General features: G+C 45.3%; 23 protein-coding genes. 18 read left to right on the top strand and 5 right to left on the bottom strand.

From position 1 onward, the window contains the following. Window positions 1–8 precede the first annotated feature (8 nt). From B4F99_RS00635 to B4F99_RS00670, 8 genes are all read left to right on the top strand, one after another. Window positions 9–638, top strand: a complete 630-nt coding sequence (locus B4F99_RS00635) for a helix-turn-helix transcriptional regulator (protein WP_029341036.1) — start codon at window positions 9–11, stop codon at window positions 636–638. A gap of 12 nt (window positions 639–650) precedes the next feature. Continuing rightward, complete coding sequence (locus B4F99_RS00640; RefSeq protein WP_035409206.1) at window positions 651–1,460, top strand: pyruvate, water dikinase regulatory protein; 810 nt, start codon at window positions 651–653, stop codon at window positions 1,458–1,460. A gap of 146 nt (window positions 1,461–1,606) precedes the next feature. Further along, on the top strand, window positions 1,607–1,852 hold the full coding sequence (locus tag B4F99_RS00645) for a CHC2 zinc finger domain-containing protein (protein ID WP_290754748.1): 246 nt from the start codon (window positions 1,607–1,609) through the stop codon (window positions 1,850–1,852). Beyond that, window positions 1,849–3,411 carry a DNA primase gene (dnaG, locus tag B4F99_RS00650; RefSeq protein WP_290754749.1) on the top strand — a complete coding sequence of 521 codons (1,563 nt, stop codon included), beginning with the start codon at window positions 1,849–1,851 and terminating at the stop codon, window positions 3,409–3,411. Before B4F99_RS00645 ends, dnaG begins: the two co-directional genes overlap by 4 nt. Window positions 3,412–3,445: 34 nt before the next feature. Further along, a complete protein-coding gene (rpoD, locus tag B4F99_RS00655; protein ID WP_023467512.1) occupies window positions 3,446–4,531 on the top strand; it encodes an RNA polymerase sigma factor RpoD in 1,086 nt (361 codons plus the stop codon). A gap of 153 nt (window positions 4,532–4,684) precedes the next feature. After that, entirely contained in the window at window positions 4,685–5,026 is a 342-nt protein-coding gene (cccA, locus tag B4F99_RS00660) for a cytochrome c550 (protein WP_056060134.1), read from the top strand. Window positions 5,027–5,146: 120 nt separating this feature from the next. Next, the gene (locus tag B4F99_RS00665) at window positions 5,147–5,863 is read left to right on the top strand and encodes a tRNA (adenine(22)-N(1))-methyltransferase (protein ID WP_056060136.1); all 717 of its coding nucleotides are present in this window, start codon (window positions 5,147–5,149) and stop codon (window positions 5,861–5,863) included. After that, window positions 5,863–6,975, top strand: a complete 1,113-nt coding sequence (locus tag B4F99_RS00670; protein WP_290754750.1) for a Nif3-like dinuclear metal center hexameric protein — start codon at window positions 5,863–5,865, stop codon at window positions 6,973–6,975. The genes B4F99_RS00665 and B4F99_RS00670 overlap by 1 nt, the downstream gene beginning before the upstream one ends. 102 nt (window positions 6,976–7,077) lie before the next feature. Here B4F99_RS00670 and B4F99_RS00675 read toward each other — a convergent pair whose 3' ends face one another. After that, window positions 7,078–8,025, bottom strand: a complete 948-nt coding sequence (locus tag B4F99_RS00675) for a 4-hydroxy-3-methylbut-2-enyl diphosphate reductase (protein ID WP_214854854.1) — start codon at window positions 8,023–8,025, stop codon at window positions 7,078–7,080. 145 nt (window positions 8,026–8,170) lie between these two features. Between B4F99_RS00675 and B4F99_RS00680 the strand changes: the two genes are divergently transcribed. From B4F99_RS00680 to B4F99_RS00700, 5 genes are all read left to right on the top strand, one after another. Then, window positions 8,171–9,934, top strand: coding sequence for a two-component system sensor histidine kinase NtrB (locus B4F99_RS00680; protein ID WP_290754751.1), 1,764 nt, complete (start codon window positions 8,171–8,173; stop codon window positions 9,932–9,934). After that, window positions 9,931–10,884 (top strand): sugar ABC transporter substrate-binding protein, encoded by a 954-nt coding sequence (locus B4F99_RS00685; protein ID WP_290754753.1) that lies wholly within the window; start codon window positions 9,931–9,933, stop codon window positions 10,882–10,884. The genes B4F99_RS00680 and B4F99_RS00685 overlap by 4 nt, the downstream gene beginning before the upstream one ends. Before the next feature lie 47 nt (window positions 10,885–10,931). Further along, entirely contained in the window at window positions 10,932–12,284 is a 1,353-nt protein-coding gene (locus B4F99_RS00690; protein ID WP_064300313.1) for a DEAD/DEAH box helicase, read from the top strand. A gap of 98 nt (window positions 12,285–12,382) precedes the next feature. Continuing rightward, on the top strand, window positions 12,383–13,291 hold the full coding sequence (locus tag B4F99_RS00695) for a deoxyribonuclease IV (protein ID WP_290754754.1): 909 nt from the start codon (window positions 12,383–12,385) through the stop codon (window positions 13,289–13,291). Window positions 13,292–13,426: 135 nt separating this feature from the next. Beyond that, the gene (locus B4F99_RS00700; RefSeq protein WP_290754755.1) at window positions 13,427–13,927 is read left to right on the top strand and encodes a hypothetical protein; all 501 of its coding nucleotides are present in this window, start codon (window positions 13,427–13,429) and stop codon (window positions 13,925–13,927) included. Between the two features lie 121 nt (window positions 13,928–14,048). Here the strand turns inward: B4F99_RS00700 and B4F99_RS00705 are convergent, their stop codons facing one another. The 4 genes from B4F99_RS00705 to B4F99_RS00720 all read right to left on the bottom strand — a co-directional run bounded on the left by B4F99_RS00705 (window position 14,049) and on the right by B4F99_RS00720 (window position 17,981). Then, entirely contained in the window at window positions 14,049–14,219 is a 171-nt protein-coding gene (locus B4F99_RS00705) for a XapX domain-containing protein (protein WP_023467523.1), read from the bottom strand. A gap of 65 nt (window positions 14,220–14,284) precedes the next feature. Next, window positions 14,285–16,438 carry an RNA degradosome polyphosphate kinase gene (locus tag B4F99_RS00710; RefSeq protein WP_290754756.1) on the bottom strand — a complete coding sequence of 718 codons (2,154 nt, stop codon included), beginning with the start codon at window positions 16,436–16,438 and terminating at the stop codon, window positions 14,285–14,287. Continuing rightward, window positions 16,435–16,623: a hypothetical protein gene (locus B4F99_RS00715; RefSeq protein ID WP_290754757.1), complete on the bottom strand. Its 189-nt coding sequence runs from the start codon at window positions 16,621–16,623 to the stop codon at window positions 16,435–16,437. Before B4F99_RS00715 ends, B4F99_RS00710 begins: the two co-directional genes overlap by 4 nt. A gap of 14 nt (window positions 16,624–16,637) precedes the next feature. Next, window positions 16,638–17,981: a Ppx/GppA family phosphatase gene (locus B4F99_RS00720; RefSeq protein WP_290754758.1), complete on the bottom strand. Its 1,344-nt coding sequence runs from the start codon at window positions 17,979–17,981 to the stop codon at window positions 16,638–16,640. A 215-nt stretch (window positions 17,982–18,196) separates the two neighbouring features. Here B4F99_RS00720 and B4F99_RS00725 point away from each other — a divergent pair, with 215 nt between their 5' ends. The 5 genes from B4F99_RS00725 (at window position 18,197) to B4F99_RS00745 (ending at window position 23,739) form a co-directional block, all read left to right on the top strand. After that, entirely contained in the window at window positions 18,197–18,964 is a 768-nt protein-coding gene (locus B4F99_RS00725) for a metal ABC transporter ATP-binding protein (protein WP_035409184.1), read from the top strand. Continuing rightward, window positions 18,961–19,830 (top strand): metal ABC transporter permease, encoded by an 870-nt coding sequence (locus B4F99_RS00730; RefSeq protein WP_035409182.1) that lies wholly within the window; start codon window positions 18,961–18,963, stop codon window positions 19,828–19,830. The genes B4F99_RS00725 and B4F99_RS00730 overlap by 4 nt, the downstream gene beginning before the upstream one ends. Continuing rightward, on the top strand, window positions 19,802–20,233 hold the full coding sequence (locus B4F99_RS00735) for a Fur family transcriptional regulator (protein WP_214854868.1): 432 nt from the start codon (window positions 19,802–19,804) through the stop codon (window positions 20,231–20,233). Before B4F99_RS00730 ends, B4F99_RS00735 begins: the two co-directional genes overlap by 29 nt. Before the next feature lie 94 nt (window positions 20,234–20,327). Beyond that, on the top strand, window positions 20,328–21,758 hold the full coding sequence (locus tag B4F99_RS00740; RefSeq protein ID WP_290754764.1) for an NAD(P)H-hydrate dehydratase: 1,431 nt from the start codon (window positions 20,328–20,330) through the stop codon (window positions 21,756–21,758). 151 nt (window positions 21,759–21,909) lie between these two features. Further along, on the top strand, window positions 21,910–23,739 hold the full coding sequence (locus tag B4F99_RS00745; protein WP_290754766.1) for a bifunctional diguanylate cyclase/phosphodiesterase: 1,830 nt from the start codon (window positions 21,910–21,912) through the stop codon (window positions 23,737–23,739). The last annotated feature ends 34 nt before the right edge of the window (window positions 23,740–23,773 follow it).

Raw genomic sequence — 23,773 nt, forward strand, 5'->3', positions numbered from 1 at the left:
ATGAGCCGATGAAGTTAAATGAACGGCAAAAAAAGATACTCCAAATCGTCAAAGAGAATGGTCCAATCACGGGAGAGCAGATTGCTGCAGCGCTCTCCCTGACACGGGCGACATTACGACCCGATTTGTCGATTTTAACGATGACCGGCATGCTAGAAGCGCGCCCACGTGTCGGCTATATGTATGTCGGAAAGAAAAATGCTTCCATGCTTCATGAGAAACTGGACACCTTGACCGTCGGCGAATTCATGTCATCAGCAAAGGTCATTCATGAAGGGATGACCGTATACGATGCGATCGTTCACTTATTCCTAGAAGATGTCGGTTCGCTGTTTGTCGTCAGCAAGGACCATGCGTTGGTCGGTGTGCTATCACGTAAGGATTTTCTACGTGCGGCAATCGGTAATCAAGAATTAGACTCGTTACCGGTCAACATAATCATGACACGAATGCCAAATTTGACAGTCTGTGAAAAATCGGAAACGTTAATTGGTGCCGGCATGAAACTGATCGAAAAACAGATTGATTCGATGCCAGTCGTCGAAGAAGAGAACGGGGTCTTGAAAGTCGTCGGTCGAATGACGAAAACGAACATGACGAAAGTGTTGGTCGCTTTAGCACGTGATGAAGAAATTTAAGGGGGGCTCCTGATGCGTCAACGGATTTATGTCGTGAGTGATTCTGTCGGAGAGACGTGTGAACTCGTCGTCCGCGCAGCTGCTATTCAGTTCCCGGAACAAGCCATCGAAACGGTCCGCATTCCGTTCGTCGATGATGATCAAGTCATTTATGACTTGGTTCTTCATGCGAAAGAAGAACAAGCGACGATCGCTTTTACGATCGTTCATGCGACGCATCGTCGTCTGCTTGCAGACACAGCGCGTGCCCACGGTGTAAAGGCGATTGATCTACTTGGTCCATTGCTTGACACGATGGAAGATCGTTTGCAGATGCAACCGAAGGAAGAACCTGGATTAATCTATCGCTTAGATGAGGAGTACTTCCGGAAAATCGAAGCGGTTGAATTTGCTGTTAAGTATGACGATGGACGTGATCCAAAAGGAATTAAACGCGCTGATATCGTCTTGATCGGTGTGTCGCGTACATCTAAAACGCCGCTCTCGCAGTATTTAGCCTTAAAGCGATATAAAGTAGCAAATGTACCACTCGTACCCGAATCGATTCCACCGGCAGAGCTATTCGATATTCCAAAAGAAAAATGTTTTGGACTACTCATCTCACCGGAAAAGTTGATCGATATCCGAATGGAACGATTGCGTTCATTAGGACTCAAACCTGAAGCAGCCTATGCGCAGATGGACCGAATCAATCGGGAACTTGAATACGCACGGAATTTATATGAACGAATCGGATGCCAAATTATTGATGTGACGAATAAAGCAGTCGAAGAGACGGCGAATTTGATTTTGACCGGAATTTCCGGGAAAGCGCATGACTAGTCAAGCAGTCAGGAACATAGTATACTTGTTTAGCTGATAAATGAGATAATGCCCTTTTTCTAATGAAACGGAACGAGTCATCGTTCCGTTTCATTGCGGGTATGGTCATGTAAGGATAAGTTCTCGAGGAAAGGGGAGAGGACGGAATGAAGCGAATTCCTGATGAAATTGTCGATCAGGTCCGCCAAGCAACGGACATCGTCGAATTGATTTCAGAACGTGTAGAATTAAAAAAACAAGGGAATCGATATTCAGGGCTTTGCCCGTTTCATTCTGAGAAATCACCTTCCTTTTCTGTTTCTCCTGATAAAGGAATGTACTACTGTTTTGGATGTGGTGCAGGAGGAAATTCAATTACTTTCGTCATGGAANNCTGGAAACAGAAGGAATGAGTTTCAAGGAAGCCGTTTCGAAATTAGCCGACCGAAGCGACGTCACACTTCCAGAGCTAGAACCGGACCGATTCGAGCAGTCGGAATCGACGCCTGAACAGGAAAAGAAGTTCCGCATGCGCGAAGCGCATCGAATCGTCACCGAGCTCTATCACGAGGTGCTGATTCAAACGGAAGCAGGCGACGCCGGAAGAATCTATTTAGAAAATCGCGGTATACGCGAGGGGGCGATGCGTGAGTTTCGACTCGGGTATGCACCGGATCAAGATCGTTTTACAGTGGATTCCTTGGCACGACGTGGGTTTGATTTAGATGAGATGGTCGAAGCGGGATTGATTTCAATCGGACGTGATGGTGATTATCGAGATCGATTCAACGGTCGGGTCGTGTTCCCTATTTCCGATCGTGATGGCACGATCGTCGGATTTAGTGGCCGTTCGATTGACGGTCGTGACCCAAAGTATGTTAATACAGCGGAAACCCCTTTGTTCAATAAAAGTGAACTGTTATTTGGATTTGCTCAAGCACGAGGGGCGATGCGTAAAATCAAACAAGTCGTCCTTGTTGAGGGAAATCTTGATGTTGTGCGTGTTGCTCAAGCGGGTATACCTTATACGGTAGCTTCTTTAGGAACAGCGTTAACGCCTGTTCATGCCCAAAACCTGGCACGCATCGTCGATGAAGTCATTGTTTGTTATGACGGAGACAAAGCAGGACGCGCTGCGACGCTAAAAGCCTTACAGTTGCTTGAAGCCGTTGCCGTCGACTGTTCCGTCATCCGCTTACCGGATGGCGAAGACCCTGACTCCTTTATTGGGAATCAGGGAGAAGAGACGTTTTTACACTGGATCGAACAAAAACGGGTTTCAAGTCTTGAATTTAAATCTTTTTATTTTCGACAAGGAAAAAACTTGCGATTAGAAGGAGAACGCGTTCGATATATTGAAACTATGCTTGAAGAGATTGGTCGAACATCCAATCCGTTGTTACGGGACATCTATTTAGGAAAACTTTCTGAGGAATTTAAACTCTCGAAAGATTCTTTGATCGCACAAGTGCGTCCAACCGTCCAACAACCGAAAAGAGAACAAATCGTTTCCGATCGCCCGACTGCTGTACCGACAGCACCTCCTGATCGAACGTTCGCGAACTGGAAAAAGGCTGAACGCTTCTTGCTTGCCTACATGATCCGTTCCGAAGAAGTATGTCTAGAAGTGCGTGAGCAGCTGGGTGTCCAATTCAATGATCCGGCACATCAATTGATTGCCGGCAAGTTATATGAATTTTATGGGACAGGTACGCAAGGAAGTCCAGATCGTTTTTTGACGATGCTCCATGATGCTTCCCTGCAACGAATCGTAGTGGATCTAGAGTTCATGCTGATGCCTGAATATGATCCTGACTTACTCAGTCATTACATTCGTGCCGTCCAGAACGAACAGCAACGTCGATTGCTCGAAGAAGAAAAATCACGATTGAATCAACAAACAGATATCCGTGCCCAAGCGGAACTGATGCAGGCGATCATTGAACGAAAGCGTCGTTTAAAAGATCGATGACCTGCTGCATGATGTGGAAGGAGTGTATGGTTCGATGGCAGAAAAAGCAAGATCAGAAGCTGAATTACTCCGTCTCGCGAAAGAGGAACTCATCGCGCTCGGACATAAGAATGGTGAATTGTCGCACCAGAAAATCGAAGACAAACTGAGTTCCTTCGAATCAATGGATGCTCAGCAATTCGAGGAATTCCTTCAATTGCTTGAAACAGAAGGTATCAAGGTTAACAATGACGGTACAGGGGACGAAAAAGAAGAGGCAGATTTGAACGATTTGTCTGTTCCACCCGGCGTTAAGATCAATGACCCTGTCCGGATGTATCTAAAAGAAATCGGTCGCGTTGATCTGTTGAATGCAGAAGACGAAGTCGAACTCGCGAAACGAATCGAACAAAACGATGAAGAAGCGAAAAAACGATTAGCGGAAGCAAATTTACGTCTCGTCGTTTCGATCGCTAAACGGTATGTCGGACGCGGTATGTTGTTCCTTGATTTGATTCAAGAAGGTAACATGGGTCTGATCAAGGCGGTCGAGAAATTCGACTATACGAAGGGATATAAATTCTCGACGTATGCAACGTGGTGGATTCGTCAGGCGATCACACGTGCGATTGCTGACCAAGCGCGGACGATCCGAATTCCGGTTCACATGGTTGAAACGATCAATAAATTGATTCGTGTCCAGCGTCAACTCTTGCAAGATCTTGGACGTGAACCATCACCGGAAGAAATTTCGAAAGAGATGGAAATCACGCCGGAAAAAGTCCGTGAAATCCTGAAAATTGCGCAAGAGCCGGTTTCTCTTGAGACACCGATCGGGGAAGAAGACGATTCACACCTCGGTGATTTCATCGAGGATCAAGATGCGACAGCACCACAGGATGCTGCTGCATATGAACTCTTAAAAGAGCAACTCGAAGATGTGTTAGATACACTCACGGATCGTGAAGAAAACGTCCTTCGTCTTCGTTTTGGTCTTGACGATGGTCGGACACGGACACTTGAAGAAGTCGGAAAGGTATTTGGCGTTACACGTGAGCGGATTCGTCAAATCGAAGCAAAAGCACTTCGGAAGTTACGTCATCCGAGTCGTTCAAAACGCTTGAAAGATTTCCTCGATTAATTCAAAGTGTGAAGAATATATGAAATTTTAGTGGGAAGGAAGAAAAAAGTTTCGTTTTTTTCTTCCTTCCCTGTTTTTTTTACAGTAGAATAGTAACGGGGAATACCATTCAGTCACCAACTTGGTTGGGTATAGAATATGGGGGGAATCCAAATGCGTAATCCATTAGTACCGTTCGCGGCGATCGCAGTCATCGCCATCATCGCTATGATTTCATTGTCTTACTTTGGGGTCGATCAGGTGAAGGAAGCTCGCAAAGGGCCGTCAACTGCAGAAATGAAGCCAGAAGACTTGTTTGCATCTAAAGGATGTACAGGATGTCACGGTGGAAACTTAGAAGGCGGCGTTGGTCCGAACTTAACAAAGATCGGCGCGAAGCTGAAAGAAGATGAAATCAAGGACATCGCAATGAACGGTAAAGGGCAAATGCCTGGCGGTCTTGCGAATGACGAAGAAGCAGCTGTTCTAGCTAAATGGTTAGCTGCTAAGAAATAAGAACAAGAGCATCTATCTCGTTACGAGATGGATGTTTTTTTATGGGCGGATGGTTTCTTTTTTACTGTAAATCCGCTATTTTAAAAGAGAGTTTTTCGGAAAATAGGAAGGATGAAGAAGATGCAAATGAACGTCGTATTGGATCAACGACTCCAAAAAGTCGTGTCGTATATTCCACAAGGAGCCATCCTTGCAGATATTGGTTCGGATCATGCATTCGTACCGTGTTTTTGTATCCAACAAAATAAAATCGAACGCGCCATCGCGGGGGAAGTGAATGAAGGACCGATGGAAGCCGCAAAAGGACAAGTGGCACTTGTAGGACTCGAGTCCCAAATTGATGTCCGTCTCGGGAGTGGTCTATCGGTATTGAAACCGGGAGAAGCGACAGCAATCACGATCGCGGGAATGGGTGGAACATTGATTGCCTCAATCCTTGAAGAAGGGAAAGATCGATTGTCGGGAGAAGAGCGTTTGATTCTACAACCGAATGTCGATGCAGTCGATGTCCGAAACTGGTTACTCGCACATTCGTATGCCTTATTGTCAGAAGCCATCGTCGAGGAGAATGGGAAGATTTATGAAATCCTTGTCGCGGAACGTGGCGAAGAAACCTTATATTCGGAAGATGAAACAACACGACAATGGGAACTCTTCTTTGGTCCTCAGTTGATGCGAGAGCGAGCGCCAGAATTCATTGCAAAGTGGCAAATGGAAAAACAAAAACGTCAGTATATTTTGGAGCAGATGAAACAAGGACAAACTACGGAAATCTTATCTGAAAAAATCATAGCGATCGAACGATTGATTCAAAAGATGGAAGAGGTGACAAGCTGATGGCGAATGGGAATTATGTCATTGAGCAGTTTGAAGCATTCGCTCCGAAAAAATTCGCGCTCGAGGGTGATCCGATCGGTTTGCATATTGGAACGTTGAACAAGGACGTAAAACGTGTGCTCGTGACACTTGATGTCTTGGAGTCTGTCGTTGATGAAGCGATTGAAAAAAAGGTTGATCTCATCATCGCGCATCATCCACCGATTTTTAGCAAGTTAGCGAATGTGACGGATCGTTCCGCAACAGGACGCATCGTCACAAAATGTATCAAGCACGATATTGCGGTGTACGCTGCGCATACGAACCTTGATGTGACACCAGGAGGGGTCAATGATTGGATGGCAGAGGCAATCGGTCTTGAGTCATGTGAAGTTCTCGCCCCCACATTTGAAAATACGCGCTACAAGTTGAGCGTTTTTGTACCAACAGAAGCTGCAGAGCGTGTCTCGACAGCACTTGCAAAAGCAGGAGCCGGGCAAGAAGGGGATTATAGTGACTGCCAGTTTCATGTCAATGGAACTGGGCAATTCCGACCGTCGCCTGAGGCTACGCCATATATCGGTGAAGCGAATCAACTCGAGCGGGTTTCTGAAGTCCGAATTGAGACGATCGTGACGGAATTGGATCAGAAACAAGTCATTCGAGCGATGAAGCAGGCACATCCTTACGAAGAGGTAGCCTATGATCTCATAAAGCAGGAATGTCCGGCAGCGCCACTTGGTCTCGGACGGATAGGTCGATTGCCGAAACCCATGACGTTGCGAGCATTTGCAGAGCATGTTCGGACGGTGTTTGGTGTTCAAAACTTGCGTTTCGTTGGAGACGAATCACGGGAGATCAATAAAGTCGCTGTTCTCGGTGGCGATGGGAATAAATATGTCTCGACAGCAGCTTTTGCCGGAGCCGATGTCCTTGTCACGGGTGATCTCTATTTTCATGTCGCCCATGATGCGATGGCACTTGGACTAGCGGTCGTTGATCCCGGACATCATGTAGAGTCGGTCATGAAGGAAGGCGTCGTCAACGAATTGAAGCGTCGATTCGAACAGAAAAAAATCGACGTCGAACTGCTGATTTCAACAGCGAATACGAATCCGTTTCAGTTTTTATGATGAATCGAATGGAATACGTCGATGCTACCGTCGTATTTAGTAATAAAAAACCGAGTCGCGAATGACGATCGCGACTCGGTTTTGCTGTATCGATTGTTAGGATTAAAGTACTTTGACTTTAGGCAAAATCCGTCTTAGTTCAAGGAATGGTGTCTTGTCATGCGTACTAATATCAGTAGGATCATATTGTTGTAAGAAGTCGATGACTTTTTTCGTGATCGGTGTTGGCGTCGATGCACCTGATGTGACGCCGACTTGCTGTACACCTTCAAGCCATGATAAATCAAGCTCCGTTAAATCGCCGATTCGATGTGCAGGAGTTCCTGCGATATCAAAGGATACCTGCGCCAAACGGTTCGAGTTGTTCGAACGTGGGTCACCGACGACGATGACGAGATCACAGTCTCCTGCTTGATCCGCTACCGCTTCTTGTCGGACTTGTGTTGCGTTACAGATTTCATTGTGTACTTCCACATGCGGATATTTTTTCCGAACGTGTTCCATCAAAGCTTGGACATCCCATTGACTCATCGTTGTCTGGTTCGTGACGATGATTTTTTTATGAGCAAGCTGAGGAGGAAGTTCATCGATATCTTCGACTTTTTCGATGAGGTGAACATGTTCCGGCGCTACGCCGACGGCACCTTCAGGCTCCGGATGTCCATGTTTCCCGACGTAGATGACTTCGTAATCATCTGCGACGACTTGACGAATCAAGTCGTGGGTACGCGTTACGTCAGGACACGTCGCATCGACGACGTGTAAGTTCTTCTCTGCAGCACGAGCATAAACAGCAGGTGAAATACCGTGTGCTGTAAAGATGACCGTTCCCTTTTGAATCGTCTCTAAGGCTTCGAGGCGATCAGGACCATCAACAGTGATGACGCCCATGTTTTCGAACTCACGTGTAACGTGAGCATTGTGGACGATCATCCCTAAAATATGGATCGGGCGTGGCAAATCTTTATTCAATGCCGCTTGTTGTGCAAGTTTCATTGCGTCGACGACACCGTAACAATAGCCGCGGGGGCTGATTTTTTTTACTAGCATAGTTGTAGATTCTCCCTTTGTGAAAAAGAATGATTAGTTAGAGTGTACCATTGATTGAAGCTGAATGAAAATAGAGGAGTCTGTTTCAGCCACAGAACATGCTATACTAATGAAGTTGTCAATTATTCAAAAGGGAGGCGAAGGGATGGAGTCAAAGAAAATGATGCGGTCGTATTTTTTCCAAATCACCGCCGTCTTATTCATCCTGATTTGTCTTGTCATTTCAGCGCTTGCCTTCACTGCGGACCGGGTCACGATTTCCCGAGTCGAACAACAAACAGAGAAACAGAGCGAGAAGAGTGTCGAGGTCTCAGGAAATGCGATTCGCGACAATGTCGGGAATCTGCATGAAGAAATCATGAGCTTGCAGTTGGATGTCAAAAACCCTAAAAAGTTGAGTCGGAAAATTGAGGAGTCTAAATTGTTAGACATTGATACAGGGTTTAAAAGTCTCTTTTATTTTGACCGAAAGACGAAACAAATCACCTGGTTCTCAAGCGATGATCGTCGAGTGGAGAATAGTACCATCCTAAAAGACGATGATTTTGTGCAAACGTTGACGAGTACGGATTTTCATATGAGCAAGCTATATACGATGGAGTCAGATGCTGTCACGTACATGTTCATCCCGATTCGAGACGGCAATGAGCGTGTCGGAGTCTTTGGTGGTGGATTAAGCATCATGAATTCGATTGTTTTTCGAAATTCACTTGAATCGTTCGACGATCAGACCATTGCTTACCTTTTCAATAGTAAAAAACAATTGTTAGCCACATCCAGTAATCTCGTGACAGATGAAGAGCGCGTATTATCGAGAAGTGTGGTTGACCGTGCTTTTAAATCGCTAGAACCTTCCGAGATTTTTAGTACGAATCAAGATATGTATTACTTTGCGAAAGATTTAAAAGTGACGGATTGGAAAATACTCGTTCGAACGCCGCGCAACGTCTTTTATGAACCGGTCTATACGACACGACAACAATATTTGATCATCGCGGCTTTGACACTTGTCCTCAGTCTGATTGTCGGTTACTTGATGTCGAAGCAGTTGACTGCACCGATGCTTGAACTTGTGAATAAGATCGAGAAAAGCACCTCACCCAAACCGATCGTCCTTGAGCGAGCGGGATCAAATGAGGTCAAGACACTCGTTGCCGCTTATAACGAGTACGCACAACGGATGGAAAATGCGCGTCTTGAGCAATTGAGTCAGCAACAAACGATGTTACATCAAGAAAAATTAGCATCACTCGGTCAATTAGCAGCCGGGATCGCGCATGAAATCCGTAATCCATTAACGCCTGTCAAGATGACCTTACAGTTGTTAGCGGCGGAAAAAGATCGTGATCCTGAAATGCTTGTGCTTGCCTTATCAGAACTCGATCGAGCAAATGGTATGATTCAAACGATGCTCGATCTGTCGAAAGGTGAGAATAATGCCCTTCAAAAAACGACGATCGATATGAATGATTTAATGAAGAAGTTGACATATATCCTCGAAGCTGAAGCCCATCATTACGAGGCGGATTGCAAGATCTATACACCATCCTTCATGCCGAAGATTTATGCGTCGGAAGAGGGAATCTTGCAGATTTTAGCGAACTGTGTCCGAAACGCCCTGCAAGCTGTTGCGTTTAAAGGACCGGACGGGATATGTCATCTGCATGTCCATGTTTATCCGGAAGAAGTCGTCTTCATTGTGCAAGATAACGGAATCGGAATGGACGGTGATCAAATTGATCATGTCGGTCAAGCGTTCAAAACTTCGAAAGTCGACGGAAATGGACTTGGGATCTTCATGTCGAAACAGATTGTCCGTGATCATAAAGGGAAAATGATCTTTGATAGTAAGCCGGGCGTCGGTACGACGATTCAAGTTCACTTGCCACGAAAGGAGCAAACGGAATGAAATTCAATAAGGCCTGGTTATTCGTCCTGCTTGTCTGGATTTCATCCGTTCTGTTCATTTCCAACTTGTTCGTCAATCCAGATCCTAGTCCACAACGTCATCTCGTTGGATTTACGATCGTCAATGATAAGCATGAGTTCGCACAACGGCTCGTAGATGCGTTTAAAACGCAAGCAAAAATCAATAAATACGAAGCGGTCGTCACGACTTCCCATAACTCACGCATCAATGAACGGGAGCAGATTCAAGAGTTCATTCGGATGAAAGTCGATGCGATCTTCGTGACGACACTAGATGACGTCTATATCGCTAATGCATTAGAAGAAGCGGCTCGTGCCGGGATTCCGGTTTTTGCCATCGATCGATTGATTCGTTCCGATGCAGTCGTCAGTTCAATCACTTCAAATAACCAATTGATCGGGGAGCAGCTTGCATCGTTCATTAAACACGAACGTATCAAGCAGACAGGACGAGCTAACGCCAACATCATTGAAGTCGCAGGTACAGCAAACGTCAACACGACGAATGAACGGCATCGGGGATTTTTGACCGGTCTTGAGCGTGAGCCGGAACTTCAGATTGTCGAATCCGTGAATGGGGATTACGACCCCGTCACTTCAGAAAAGGTCATGACGCATGTCATTGAGTCGGGCATTCCGTTTGATGCCATCTATTGTCATAACGACGATATCGCGCTCGGTGTCCTCGAAGCATTGAAAAAAGCAGGCATTAAAGGAAAAATAATTGTCGGCATAGACGGGAATCGTGCTATATTAGAAGCTGTTGACATGAAATCGATGGATGCGACGGTCGTCCAGAGTGCTGATGAGATGATGAAAGTCGCCTTCAGTGCATTGAAGCTTCATACGAAAAACAAAAAGATTCCAACTCGTTTTTATACGTACTCCTATCTGTATGACGGTAGTAGACCCATAACCATGTTGAACTAATCGAGAGGCAGATGCCTCAGCAAATAAGGAAAGGACGGTGTCAATTCATGAATGGATTCAGCCATTATCAATTACACCCGTTCGTCATCGAAGCACTCGATGACGCCCGCATCACAAAACCGACCGATATTCAGTCGCGAATCATCCCGGCTGCAGTAAAGGGACGCGATATCATCGGTCAATCACAAACCGGAACAGGTAAAACGTTATCGTTCCTTCTTCCGATCGTTCAAAATGTCGATCCAAAGCTTCAAGAATTACAAGCCATCATCGTTGCTCCAACGCGCGAACTTGCATGGCAAATTCATGAAGAACTGAAATCATTACTCGTGAAGGAACCAGATTTCATCAAAACGAGTCTTATTACAGGTGGAATGGATCGTGAACGTCAAATCGGTCGTGTGAAAGTCTCACCCCAAATCGTCATCGGAACACCGGGACGTATTTTAGACCTATTCAAAGAACAGGCTTTAAAACCGCATTTCGTGAAGCACTACGTCATCGATGAAGCGGATCAAATGCTCGACATGGGATTCTTGCCAGAAGTTGACCGGATTGCTCAAGCTCTTCCTGAACAGCTACAGATGATGGTCTTCTCAGCAACGATTCCTGAGAAATTACAACCGTTCTTGAAAAAATACATGAACAACCCACGTTATGCGCATGTGGATCCGAAACAACAGACAGCGAAGAAAATCGTTCACCATACGATTCCGGTCAAGCATCGTGAGCGCTCACAATTGACGTTGAAAGTCGCGAAAGCACTGAATCCGTATATCTGTCTAATCTTTACGAATACAAAAGCAGAAGCAATCGAAGTCGAAGCTTTGTTCCTAGAAGCAGGATTGAATGTTGGTTCCCTTCACGGTGATCTTCCAGCACGTCGTCGTAAACAAGCGATCAAGGAAATCAACGATGCGAAGTATCAATATGTTATCGTGACGGATCTTGCTGCACGTGGAATCGATATTTCAGGTGTCTCACACGTCATCAATCATGGTATTCCGAAAGATTTGGACTTCTACGTTCACCGTGTCGGTCGGACAGGTCGTGTCGATCAAGATGGATTGGCGTACACGCTGTTTGAAGATCATGAGAACGGTATGATCAATCGCTTAGAGGACCGTGGCATTCAATTTACGAACGTCGATGTCAAAGGCAGTCAAATCGTCGAAGTCAAAGAACGTCGCCGTGCGAAACCGCACATGAAGACTGCCGTCTCGAAGACAGCGCATAGTCGCCTTTCGGGTGAAGCAGCAAAAGCGAAAAAACGTGTTAAACCAGGTTATAAGAAGAAACATCAATATAAGCTGAAAGAAACAGCAAAACGTGAACGCATCAAAGAACAACGTGGTGTCGGTCGCGCGCAACGTAAAGAAAACGCCCGCAAATCAAAATAACTCCATTGATGACACCCTTGAAATGAAAAAACATTTTTCGGGTGTCTTGTCGTTTTCAAGATTTGGTACACTGTAAAAAGAGAAAGGTGGAAAACAACATGAAAATAGGTTCACACGTCTCCGTTTCGGGGAAAAAAATGCTGTTAGGTGCCAGTGAGGAAGCAGCGTCTTATGGTGCAACGACGATGATGGTCTATACAGGAGCACCTCAAAATACACGCCGTAAGCCGATGGAAGAGTTACGAATTCCGGAAGCGTTGCAACATATGAGTGCGAATGGAATTGAAGAAATCGTCGTACACGCACCGTATATCATCAACCTGGGAAATACGACAAAACCCGAGACATTCGAACTCGCGGTTTCGTTTTTAGCAGCAGAAATTAAACGAGCAGAAGCGCTTGAAAAGGCGCAACACATCGTATTACATCCTGGTGCGCATGTCGGTGCTGGGGAAGAAATCGGAATCAAACGGATCGTCGAAGGACTCAATGAAGTACTGACAGGTGACGAACAGGTCAAGATCGCGCTTGAGACGATGGCTGGAAAAGGATCGGAAATCGGAAAAACCTTCGAGGAACTTGCTCAAATCATCGAAGGCGTCACACATCATGATCGTCTGTCCGTCTGTCTCGATACATGTCACGTGCATGATGCAGGATACGATATCGTGCACGACTTAGATGGTGTTCTTGAACAATTCGACCGGATCGTTGGACTGGATCGTCTTGGTGTCATCCATGTAAATGACTCAAAGAATATCCGTGGTGCTCGAAAGGACCGTCATGAAAATATTGGTTTCGGTGAGATTGGATTTGATGCCTTACATCGTGTCGTGCATCATCCTGCTCTAGCACATTTACCGAAAATCTTAGAGACGCCATACATCGGGCTCGATCCAAAGAAAAAAGTGGCACCGTATAAACAAGAAATCGATATGTTACGTTCGGGTGCGTTTGATGCAGACTGGCGTCTACCGATACTAGGAGCACCAGTCGAATACTCATAAAGGGGTGTCTGTGATGTGTCATATACTCGTCGTTGATGAGACTAGTTTTGCGATACGACAAGCTGTTGTCCACTACTATGAAACAAAGGAACCGTTTTATTTGCCGGCAGAACTGGTAGAGGNNCGGGAGAAGAGGTGTTTCTTGCGACGACTGACGGTATCATGGCGTATGCTGAAGCCTTGTTCACCGAGTATACGACACGTCCAGAGGATCCGTTTTGGTTGACCGTTGCTGACGATTCGGAAGGATCTTATGTATGTCTTGATCTCATCAGTGTGGATTTACGACATCCGTTACTTGGACGACCACTCGATCAACTCGGGATTAAAACCGGACCAGTCGAAGGCGCGTTTCGCACACGTCTACTTGATTCATGGCAGTATGGGTATTTCGAAACCGATGTGCAGACACTCGAACAATCTAAACAACGTCGAATCGAGCGCTTCAAGGAGCGAAATCATCTAGAACAAATTGCGCGTCAATGTGTTCATTGTGAGGAATCTAGGCAGTCGTTACTGGAATGGCATTTGACATCAGAAGGATACCAGACGGTGTGTCCGACATGTCACCGGTGGTTACATCAACGGATGTTGCATGCTATGGATACGGCGGCGGCGACGGAAGAGAGTGAGTAAAGCTTTTTCTATTCAAGCAGAGCTCGCACGACTGATCATCCAATCATTAAAACCTTAAAAGAATCAAAAAAAAACAGTTCTCTATCTGCGCTGGCAGTAAAGAGAACTGTTTTCATTTAGATTAGAAAAAGCGTTCTACTAAAAATAGATAGATTTTCATCCCAAGGAAGACACCAAAGATTCCGACGACGGCTGGGAAAACGGGTGGGGCAGGAATCGGCAGTTTCAGTGCGGTAAACACGACGCCGCAGATGACGCCGGCGAGAAGGGATAATAAGATTTGCTGAAGCATACATTTCGTCCTTTCTGCTGTAAATCAACATTTGAAGTAGAGTACGTAGTAAAACATGACCAACATCATGTAGCATTTTGATCAAGAATGACTTTGTCCTCTTTCTTTTCGATTGTGATCCACTTTTGTGTTAATGGTGTTGTAAAACTAGGTTTTTGTTTGAGTTTGCCGCTCGTATAGTCTTGAATCAGCAACTGGGATTCACAGCTCTGTTTTCCGTCCTTCACGTAATGATAAGATCCATCCGCTGCCTGTTCACGCGACTTCACATTATCAGCAAGGGCGAGGGCGAGACAATCCTTTAGATATTGTTTATGTTCTTCGTCCATGATCGGGAACAAGATTTCAATCCGTTTTCGCATGTTGCGTGTCATCCAGTCAGCGCTTGACCCATACATCAAATCCTGCCCGTTGTGATGGAAGTAGAAGATGCGTGAATGTTCCAAATAACGATCAACGATCGAGATGACGCGAATGTTCTCCGAAACACCTGGAATGCCAGGACGCAGACAACAGACGCCACGAACGATAAGTTCGACTTGTACACCGGCGCGCGATGCCTTATAGAGACGTAAGATGATGTCTTTCTCCGTTAAACTATTCATCTTGGCAACGATTCGACCGTTTCCGTGTTTTTGATGATGATGGATTTCTTCATCAATCAATGACAGGAACTTCTCAAGCATCGCGTTCGGTGAAGTTTGGATGACGTTCCATTCGGGTTGTTCCCCGTATCCGGACAACCAGTTAAAGAAGTTTGTCGCATCTTCGGCGATTTCTTCTCGAGCCGTCAGTAATCCGACGTCCGTGTATAGTTTCGCCGTCGAATCATTATAGTTGCCGGTACCAAGATGGACGAAACGCTGAATCTTTCCTTCGTGGAGTCGGACGACGAGCGTGATCTTCGAGTGCGTCTTTAAATCACTATATCCGTAGATGACATGAGCGCCGGCTTTTTCTAGCTGCTTTGCCCACTCGATGTTCTTCGCCTCATCGAATCGAGCTTTGAGTTCGACGAGGACAGTGACCTGTTTCCCGTTCTCGGCTGCTGTTTTTAAGGCTTTAATGATCGGTGAGTCACCAGATACGCGGTAAAGCGTTTGTTTGATGGCAAGGACGTTCGGATCATTCGCCGCTTGGACGATGAACCGAACGATCGGATCAAACGTATGATACGGATGATGCAAGAGATAGTCGCGTTCGAGTAATTGATTGAACAGATTTTTTGAACTATCGAGTGCGGGTGGGTCGACCGGCATGATCGTTTGATAGATCAAATGATCATATTCAACACCGATTTGACTGTAGAAGGCGAAGGAGAACGTCAAATCAATCGGACCATCCACAGCAAAGATATCGCGTTCCTGCAAATCAAGTACATCGCGTAGCATGTTGACTAGTTCAGTATTGATGGCAGCTTTTTGGACTTCAAGTCGAATTGCTACCCCCCAACGCCGTTTTTTTAATTCCTTTTCGATTAACTTCAATAAATCGTGTGTCCCTTCTTCGTGAAACGGAAGGTCGGCATTTCGGGTGATCCGAAATGGCATGGCAGACAACACGCGATAGCCTTTAAATAAACTGTCAATGAAGGCGATGATGACGTCTTCGAGTAAGATGACAGCCGTCGTCTCGTCATCTTCTACCGGTAAATCGACGAATCGCGGTAAAACAGCAGGTACTTGTACGAGTGCCAAATTTCGTTTCGTCCCGTCTTCTGCTTCAAGAACCGTTGCGATGTTAAGTGATTTTGAAGACAACATCGGGAACGGACGATAGGCATCGACAGCAACAGGCGTGAGTACCGGAAAAACTTGTTCACGGAAAAAGGATTTTACATAGGTCGTTTGTTCTGAAGTCAGGGCGTCGTATTTTAAGAATGTAATGCCTTCATCGGATAACGTCTGATTGATTGCTTGAAATGCTTCGTATTGCCGATCGACTAACTCTTTTGTTTTCAACGCGATCGCACGTAACTGTTGTTTAGGTGTCATCTGTTGTTTATTTTCCGGTTTATTGAACCCGGCGAGCACTTCATCCTTTAAGCCACCGACCCTTACCATATAGAACTCGTCTAAATTGGAACTAAAGATACCGAGAAACTTAAAACGTTCCATTAATGGATTGCGTGTGTCAAAAGCTTCAGCCAGTACACGTTCGTTGAACTGGAGCCAGCTGAGCTCACGATTGTTGAAATGTTCCGGTATGTCGAGCTTCATGAAGGAAGATCTCCTTTCGTTTCGAAGGTAATCGTACAATCAATGATTCGTTCCAGGTGTTTCTTTTGTTTTTCGGCTTTTTCGACTTCAAATCCATAATCGTGATCGCCTGTATCGAGGACGAATTGGAGTTGGTCCTTTTTAAGGAACAGTTCCAAATGATCGACAGCTTTTCGTTCCGTCACGTCGAGGGCATGGCTTAACTTGAGTAAAGAACCGAGTAAGTCGAAGCGTTGCAGTGATCCTTCCGTGAACCATTCTTTGAACGGCTTTGCTNNTTTGCTAATTGTTGCATCCGTTTCGCTGAAGAATAGGAGCTGACAAGGGAGAGCGCAACGCGATCCTTGTGCGTCATGCCATTCATTTCGGTGTTCGTCAACAAATAAAACGTTTGGTCTGATCGCGTATCCGGATTAATGTATTGACCGCAATAAAACAAACGACTTGCGGAATCGAGGAGGCGTAAATCGGACGCTCGTTCTGATACCAGGTCTAACGTGACGAGTTGACGGTACATCGATTTAGCAAGTGTTCCGATATACGACGCACGATCACGATTGACCTTATAATCACTTTCAAGCTGATAGAGGCTCTGCTCACGTACGTTTTCAATCCGGCGGTATGCTTCGTCCTGCACGTCGAACTCGTAAACAAGACCTTCACGAAGACCGAGATTGCTCATGATGAATTCTTCCGCTTCGATGTGTTGAGCTAACCCTTGGATCGCAATCAATGCCGGCAGGAAAATATCGATTCGATCCTTTGATAACCCTTCGATTTTCGATAGCTGTTTCGCTGATTTCCCTTCCAGATCATCGACCATCTTCGCGAGTTCCTTCGCCTTGATTTGATATTGATGAACGCTCCGAAGCGGATAATCCTGATTGGATTGATGGATACGAACGAAGTTTCGGGCAGAACCACCGACACCGATTAAAGGAAGCTTTTTATCACTTAGCCATGGTATCGATTCGAATTGTTCCCGTAAGAATTTCACCAACTTCTTCTTATCACTTGCACTAAGTGTCTCGTCGGAAACGAATTGCCGTGTCAATGTGACGGCGCCAAATGGAAAGCTATGATACGCTACCATCTCGCGATTTTCGATCAAGGTGACTTCCATGGAACCACCGCCGATGTCGACAGAAAACCCATCTGTCAGGAAGGTAGAATTGATGATAGCAAAATAACCATAGTATGCTTCTTGTTCGTCTGTTAGAACCTGAATGGAAAAAGGTGTGTTTTCAGTAACGGATTTAACAATTGCTTCTCGATTCGTCGCATTACGAATAGCAGCGGTCGCGACACAAATCGTCTCCTCGACCTCATGGGTGACACCGACTTCGTAAAATCGATGTAACGTTTCTTCGAGTAACGAGATGCCTGCGTCGTCAAGTGCTCCGTCTTTATTGATATGAGCAGATAAACGCGCGACGACTTTAATGTTAATCTTCTCGATGTAACGACCAGAAGCGATCGGATGGAAGATGACATAACGAATTGAGTTGGAACCGATATCGATGACTGCAAGTTCTTGTTTCAAGTGACCTCGACTCCTCTCTGCGATGCGTGCATTAAAAGATTTCCCTTCCTGAACAAGCCGGAAACAGCTAATTTCTGTCTTTATTGTACCTTGATTTTTTTCAAAGGAGGATAGGAAGTTGCTAGAGTTGCACCAATAATTAGCGAACGCTATAATAAGACAGTTGATTAAGACGTAATTATTCCGTTTTACGAAAACGGAAGGAGTGAAAATAAATGGAAACACCAATCATCGAGATTGATCAAGTCAGTTATGATTATCCGGATCGCCGGGTATTGAATCAAGTTTCGTTTCAGGTTCAACAAGGACAATTCTTAGCAATCGTCGGGGAAAATGGATCTGGGAAATCGACGCTGATCAAATGTATCTTAGGTTTATTGCAACCGAAAGGAACGATTCGCTTATTCGGACAACCCCAATCGCAATTCAATGAATGGTGGCGAATCAGCTATGTCTCGCAAAAAGCAGCTTCGTTTAACTCGGGTTTCCCGGTAACTGTCGCAGAAGTCGTCGAGATGGGGTTGTATGCTAAAAAAGGACTTTTTCGTCGTTTGTCACGCGATGATCGAGACAAAGTACGGACTGCCCTTGAAACAGTCGGGATGTGGGAACGCCGTGATTCAAAAGTCGGCGACTTGTCCGGCGGTCAACAACAACGCGTCTTCATCGCGCGTGCGCTCGTCAACGATCCAGACTTAATGATTTTAGATGAACCAACTGTTGGTGTCGATCAGCGATACGTGAAAGAATTTTATGAAATTCTTGAAGAACTGCGTCGAGATAAACGGCGAACGTTCGTCCTTGTGACACATGATATCCATTTCGTCAGCAAACTCGTCACGGATGTCATTCATTTGGTCGATGGACGCTTAGGTTGTAACTGTGGCATTAAAGAGTATTGGGAACTAGATGAACAGACGATCCGCTCCCTCTATCCAGTTCCGGGACGTGTCCTCGTTCACGAAGGGAAGAGTGTCCAATGATCGAAGCATTCATGACGTTGAAATTTTTACAGTATGCTTTAGTAGCTGCCATTTTAATTGGATTCACGGCCCCATTGATTGGCTCGTTCGTCGTCGTCCGGCGGATGAGCCTGATCGCAGATGCACTTTCGCACGTCACGTTAGCTGGGATTGCACTCAGTCTCTTGATTTCTGGTATGGTCGCGCAATTAGCGGACTTAAATCCACTGTACTTAGGAATCGTGACGTCGGTCATCGCGGCATTGACGATTGATTGGTTGCGCGCTAAATATAAGCATTTTCAAGAACTCGCGATTCCGATCATCATGGCAACAGGGATGGGGCTCGGTGCGACATTCATTAGTCTTGCGAACGGCTTTTCAATGGATCTCGTCTCCTTCTTATTTGGAACGGTTTCGGCTGTTGCCTTAACGGATGTGTACACGATTCTTATCGTGACGGTCGTGGTCGTCATCTTCGTCTTTGCCTTTTATAAGGAATTGTTGTTCCTCTCATTTGACGAGGAACAGGCACGTGTCTCGGGAATTCGACTTCGTTTAGTTCACATTCTCTTTATGATTGTCGTTGCGCTTGTGATCGCGATTAGTATGCGAATCGTCGGAATTTTACTTGTCTCAAGCTTAATCACGTTGCCGGTTGCGGCAGCACTTCGAATTGCTAAAAGTTTTAAGACGACGATTTTTTTAGCTATCATCTTCGGTGAGATTGCAACAGTACTTGGACTCATCCTGGCTTATCAGTTTGATTTAGCACCCGGCGGAATGATTGTCCTACTTGCCGTGCTCGAACTGATCATCGTCATGCTGTTAGAACGTTTTTGGATAGGAGGTAAAACACATGAAGACGAACATCGAACAAGCGCGTGAACGAATGAAGGCTTCTGGGTTTAAAATGACGCCGAAACGTCTGGATTTGCTATCGTATCTGTTTGAAGTGAATCGGTATGTCAGTGCGCGGGAAGTGGCAGAAGCTCTCCGGATGTCTCATCCTTCGTTAAGTTATGATACGATTTATCGAAACTTGAATGATTTTTCGGAAATCGACTTATTAGAAGTGACGGAATTAGACGGTGAGATGAAATATCGGGCTGCCTGTGCTTCCGGTCATCACCATCATCATTTGATATGCCGAATCTGCGGCAAGACGGAGACGTTGAATGTCTGCCCGATGGAGTGGATTTCACCCGCTCAAGAGACTGGTTTTGAAGTCGAAGATCATAAATTCGAAATCTATGGACGTTGTGCGAATTGTCAACGCTTGACGTCTTAAATAGAAGGGAACGTCCATTCGGGACGTTTCTTTTTTGTTTTTATACGACTAGTCCTGATTAAAACGGGAATAGTCGAACAGAGGTGATGAGATGATGATTTATGATACACAGGAAGCACGACAAATTGATGAGTGGGCACGGACATCTGGGCTACCGCTCGAGGTGTTAATGGAGCGAGCCGGAAGTCAGATCGCAACACAGATTAAAACGCGCCATTCGAAGGCAGAACGAATACTGATTTTGTGTGGAACCGGTAATAATGGTGGGGATGGTTATGTCATTGGTCGCGAACTGATACGTGACGGATTCGATGTCACGCTATTCACTCCGTTTGGAAAGAGTCGTTCGGATAGTGCGGCGATTCATACTCATTATGCAGAAGCGTTCGGACTTGTAGCCGAAAAACCATGTGGTCGATATGATGTCATTTTGGATGCCTTATACGGTACTGGATTTGATCCAGGTCGGATTAATCCGGAATTCGAGGCGCAGTGTGCATTCGTATCGGAACAAAAGCAGCAAGGAGCACGCATCTATGCAATAGATGTTCCGAGCGGTGTGCCGACGGACCATACTATAGGATTCAAAGAAATAGCGATTCGAGCAGATGCGACATTTCAATTGCATGCGATGAAACGATCTACCTTTTTGATACGGACGGCACCGTTTTATGGAGAATCAGAAACGCTAGATATCGGATTACCGGCTTTTGGTGAATGGCGCGTCTCACCTAAGGATCTGGCTTCCTTGTTTAAGCGGGAACCATACGGTCACAAGGGGACATACGGAACGGCATTATTGATTGGAGGAAGTGACACGATGCCGGGATCCATCCAACTCGCGACGCGGGCAGCCTTAAGAACGGGAGTCGGTAAACTACAAGTCGCGACGACGTCACTTGCGAAACAGGGGATCATCGTTCAAGCACCGGAAGCGATGGTCATGGACCAGACGTTACCGGCGATTCAGAACGTGCTATCTTCCATATCAGCAGTTGGAATCGGTCCTGGTTTATCGCAAGAAGTAGCCGAAACATGGGTGGATCATCTACTTGAAAGTGATCTACCGGTAGTGTTAGATGCCGGAGCACTAATAAAAGAAAGTTACCCAGAACGAACCGCGCCGATCATCGTCACACCGCATATTGGCGAATTCGCTCGGATGACGAATCAGACTGTTGCAAGTATTCAAGATGATCTATTCGGTCAAGCAACTGAGTATGCCGTCTTGCATCAAGTAACTGTCGTTTTGAAATCCCATGTCATTTTAATCGCTAAACCAGATGGAGGTGGGTTTGTCATCTCTGGTGCATCGAGTGGTCTCGCAAAGGGAGGGAGCGGGGATACCTTGTTTGGAATTTTAACGAGTCTCCTTGCGCAACATCCATCAGGAGATGTCGAAAGAACGCTAGCGCTAGGAGCAGAGTGGTATGCGCGTGCTTCAAAACAAGTTGAACGACGATTACATCCAAGTAGTTTGTTAGCAACGGATGTCATCGAAGAGTTAGGACGATTTGGGTTATAGGACAATAATTGTTAGAGAAAAGTCTTCCGCGACACGTATGAGGGAAGACTTTTCTTTTTAGGAAAGAATTGACACGTTCGATACGATAGGAGTATCATCAAGCGATGTCGAAACCTATATACGAAAAAACTAATGGAAAGGAGGGAAATACATGGAGGACATTGTTCGGAAACAACAATGGTGGATCGGAAATTTTGCCCTTTTCATGATGCTTGTTGGCGCTTTAATCATTTATACGACGACGGAAGAGACGATAAAGAATGCATATTTAAGTCGTTCTGTCATTATTTCATTTTTAGTCCTCATGGGGATTTTTATTTTTTATATCAGTCGTCGTAAGATGGACGTGGTGTTGCAAACCCACTTATTGTCCTTGATGTTGCTCGTTGTTCCAATCACTTCGATTAGTTTTTTACCTTATGCGGCGGTCACCGTTTGGGTTAGCAGTTTTTTGTTTTTAATGATCGCTTTGATTTCGTATCAACGAATCATGATGTGGTACGCCATCATCATTGCCATCGCAACTAGTTTTTACGTCATGTGGAATGCCGATACCGTGACGGTGAAAATTGATCCGACTGATCATTATGGACGAATTGGCATGATTATAATTGGTGTTTCAATCGCCCTTGTCATCAATCACTTGCATATCCGTAATTTAAATCGTTTGAATGATTTGGCGATACAACTACACGATACGGCACGCTGTGACGAAGAAACAGGTATTTTGAATCGTCAAGGATTGAACGAAGTCGATTTCCCAAGACCTGAAAAACAGCTCATTTTTGTCGGTATTCATTTAGAAAATTATTATGAGTTGGCACGGTATTTTGGAGAAGACATTCAGTCACAAGTGTTACGGGCATGTATCGAACGGCTCAAGCGAAAACTACCTCCATATCAAGCGTTTGCTCGAATCGAAGCAGGAACGTTATTGATCGTCATGGAAAAGCCGGACAAGGTGGCATGTAAGGAAGTGATGGAAAAATTGAGTCAAGAAATTTCCATACCTTACGAAATCGAAGGGCATCATGTCTACGTCAACATATCCATCGTCATCGATAATGGAGAAGGGGCGACGGACAATCGGAAGCGTCGAGTACAGCAGTTATTGACTGCGCTACAGGAAGCCGCTCAACAAAATGAACGTGTGATGTGCATTGACCAAGCCTGGCGAAAGGATCAAGAATTGCGAGTCAAAGCAGCACAATCATTAGCACAGGCTAATATTGAAACGGACTTTCACCTCGTCTATCAATTGCAGTACGATGTTCGATCAGAGCAATTCATTGGTCTTGAAGCATTGGTTCGCTGGAAGACCTCGTTGCAAGGAGCTGATCGACCATCCGTCTTCATCCCGATTGCTGAAAAAAGTGACTTGATGATTCGTCTAGGAGAATGGATTTTTGAGGAAGGGTGTAAGACGCGTAAAGCATTGATCGGTCTCGTTCCGGATGAATTTACCTTATCGGTTAATGTATCGCCACGACAATTGACGAGTGAGTCATTCATGCCATTCATTGAACGAACGCTACTCAAGTATGCACTAAAGCCGCAACAGATTAAGATCGAGATCACGGAAAGTCAGTCGCTTGATTTTGAGAGTCAATCGATTCATCGAGCGCTCAAACGCATCAAAACACTCGATTTTCCAGTTTCTCTTGATGATTTCGGGACTGGTCATGCCTCGTATCACGTCCTCGAACGTTTATTACCGTTACGTCAATTAAAGATTCCAAAGCAATTCATTGAACAAATCGGAGCATCAGAGAAACGACAATCAATTCTTGAGTCGATTTTTCAATTGAGTCAGTCAATGCATGTCGAATGTATCGTCGAGGGGATAGAGACGGGAGAAGAAGTACGCATTGCCAAAGAAATCGGGATTCATTTATTCCAAGGCTACTTCTTCGCTAAACCTGTACCACTCGAAGAAATCATCTGTCTGCTACAAAAAACGAATGAAGGAACGATTCATTAATCCCTAAAAAGCCACTTCAGTCCGAATCTTTCGG

The organism is Exiguobacterium sp. UBA3491 (assembly GCF_002377745.1).
Lineage (GTDB): Bacteria > Bacillota > Bacilli > Exiguobacteriales > Exiguobacteriaceae > Exiguobacterium_A.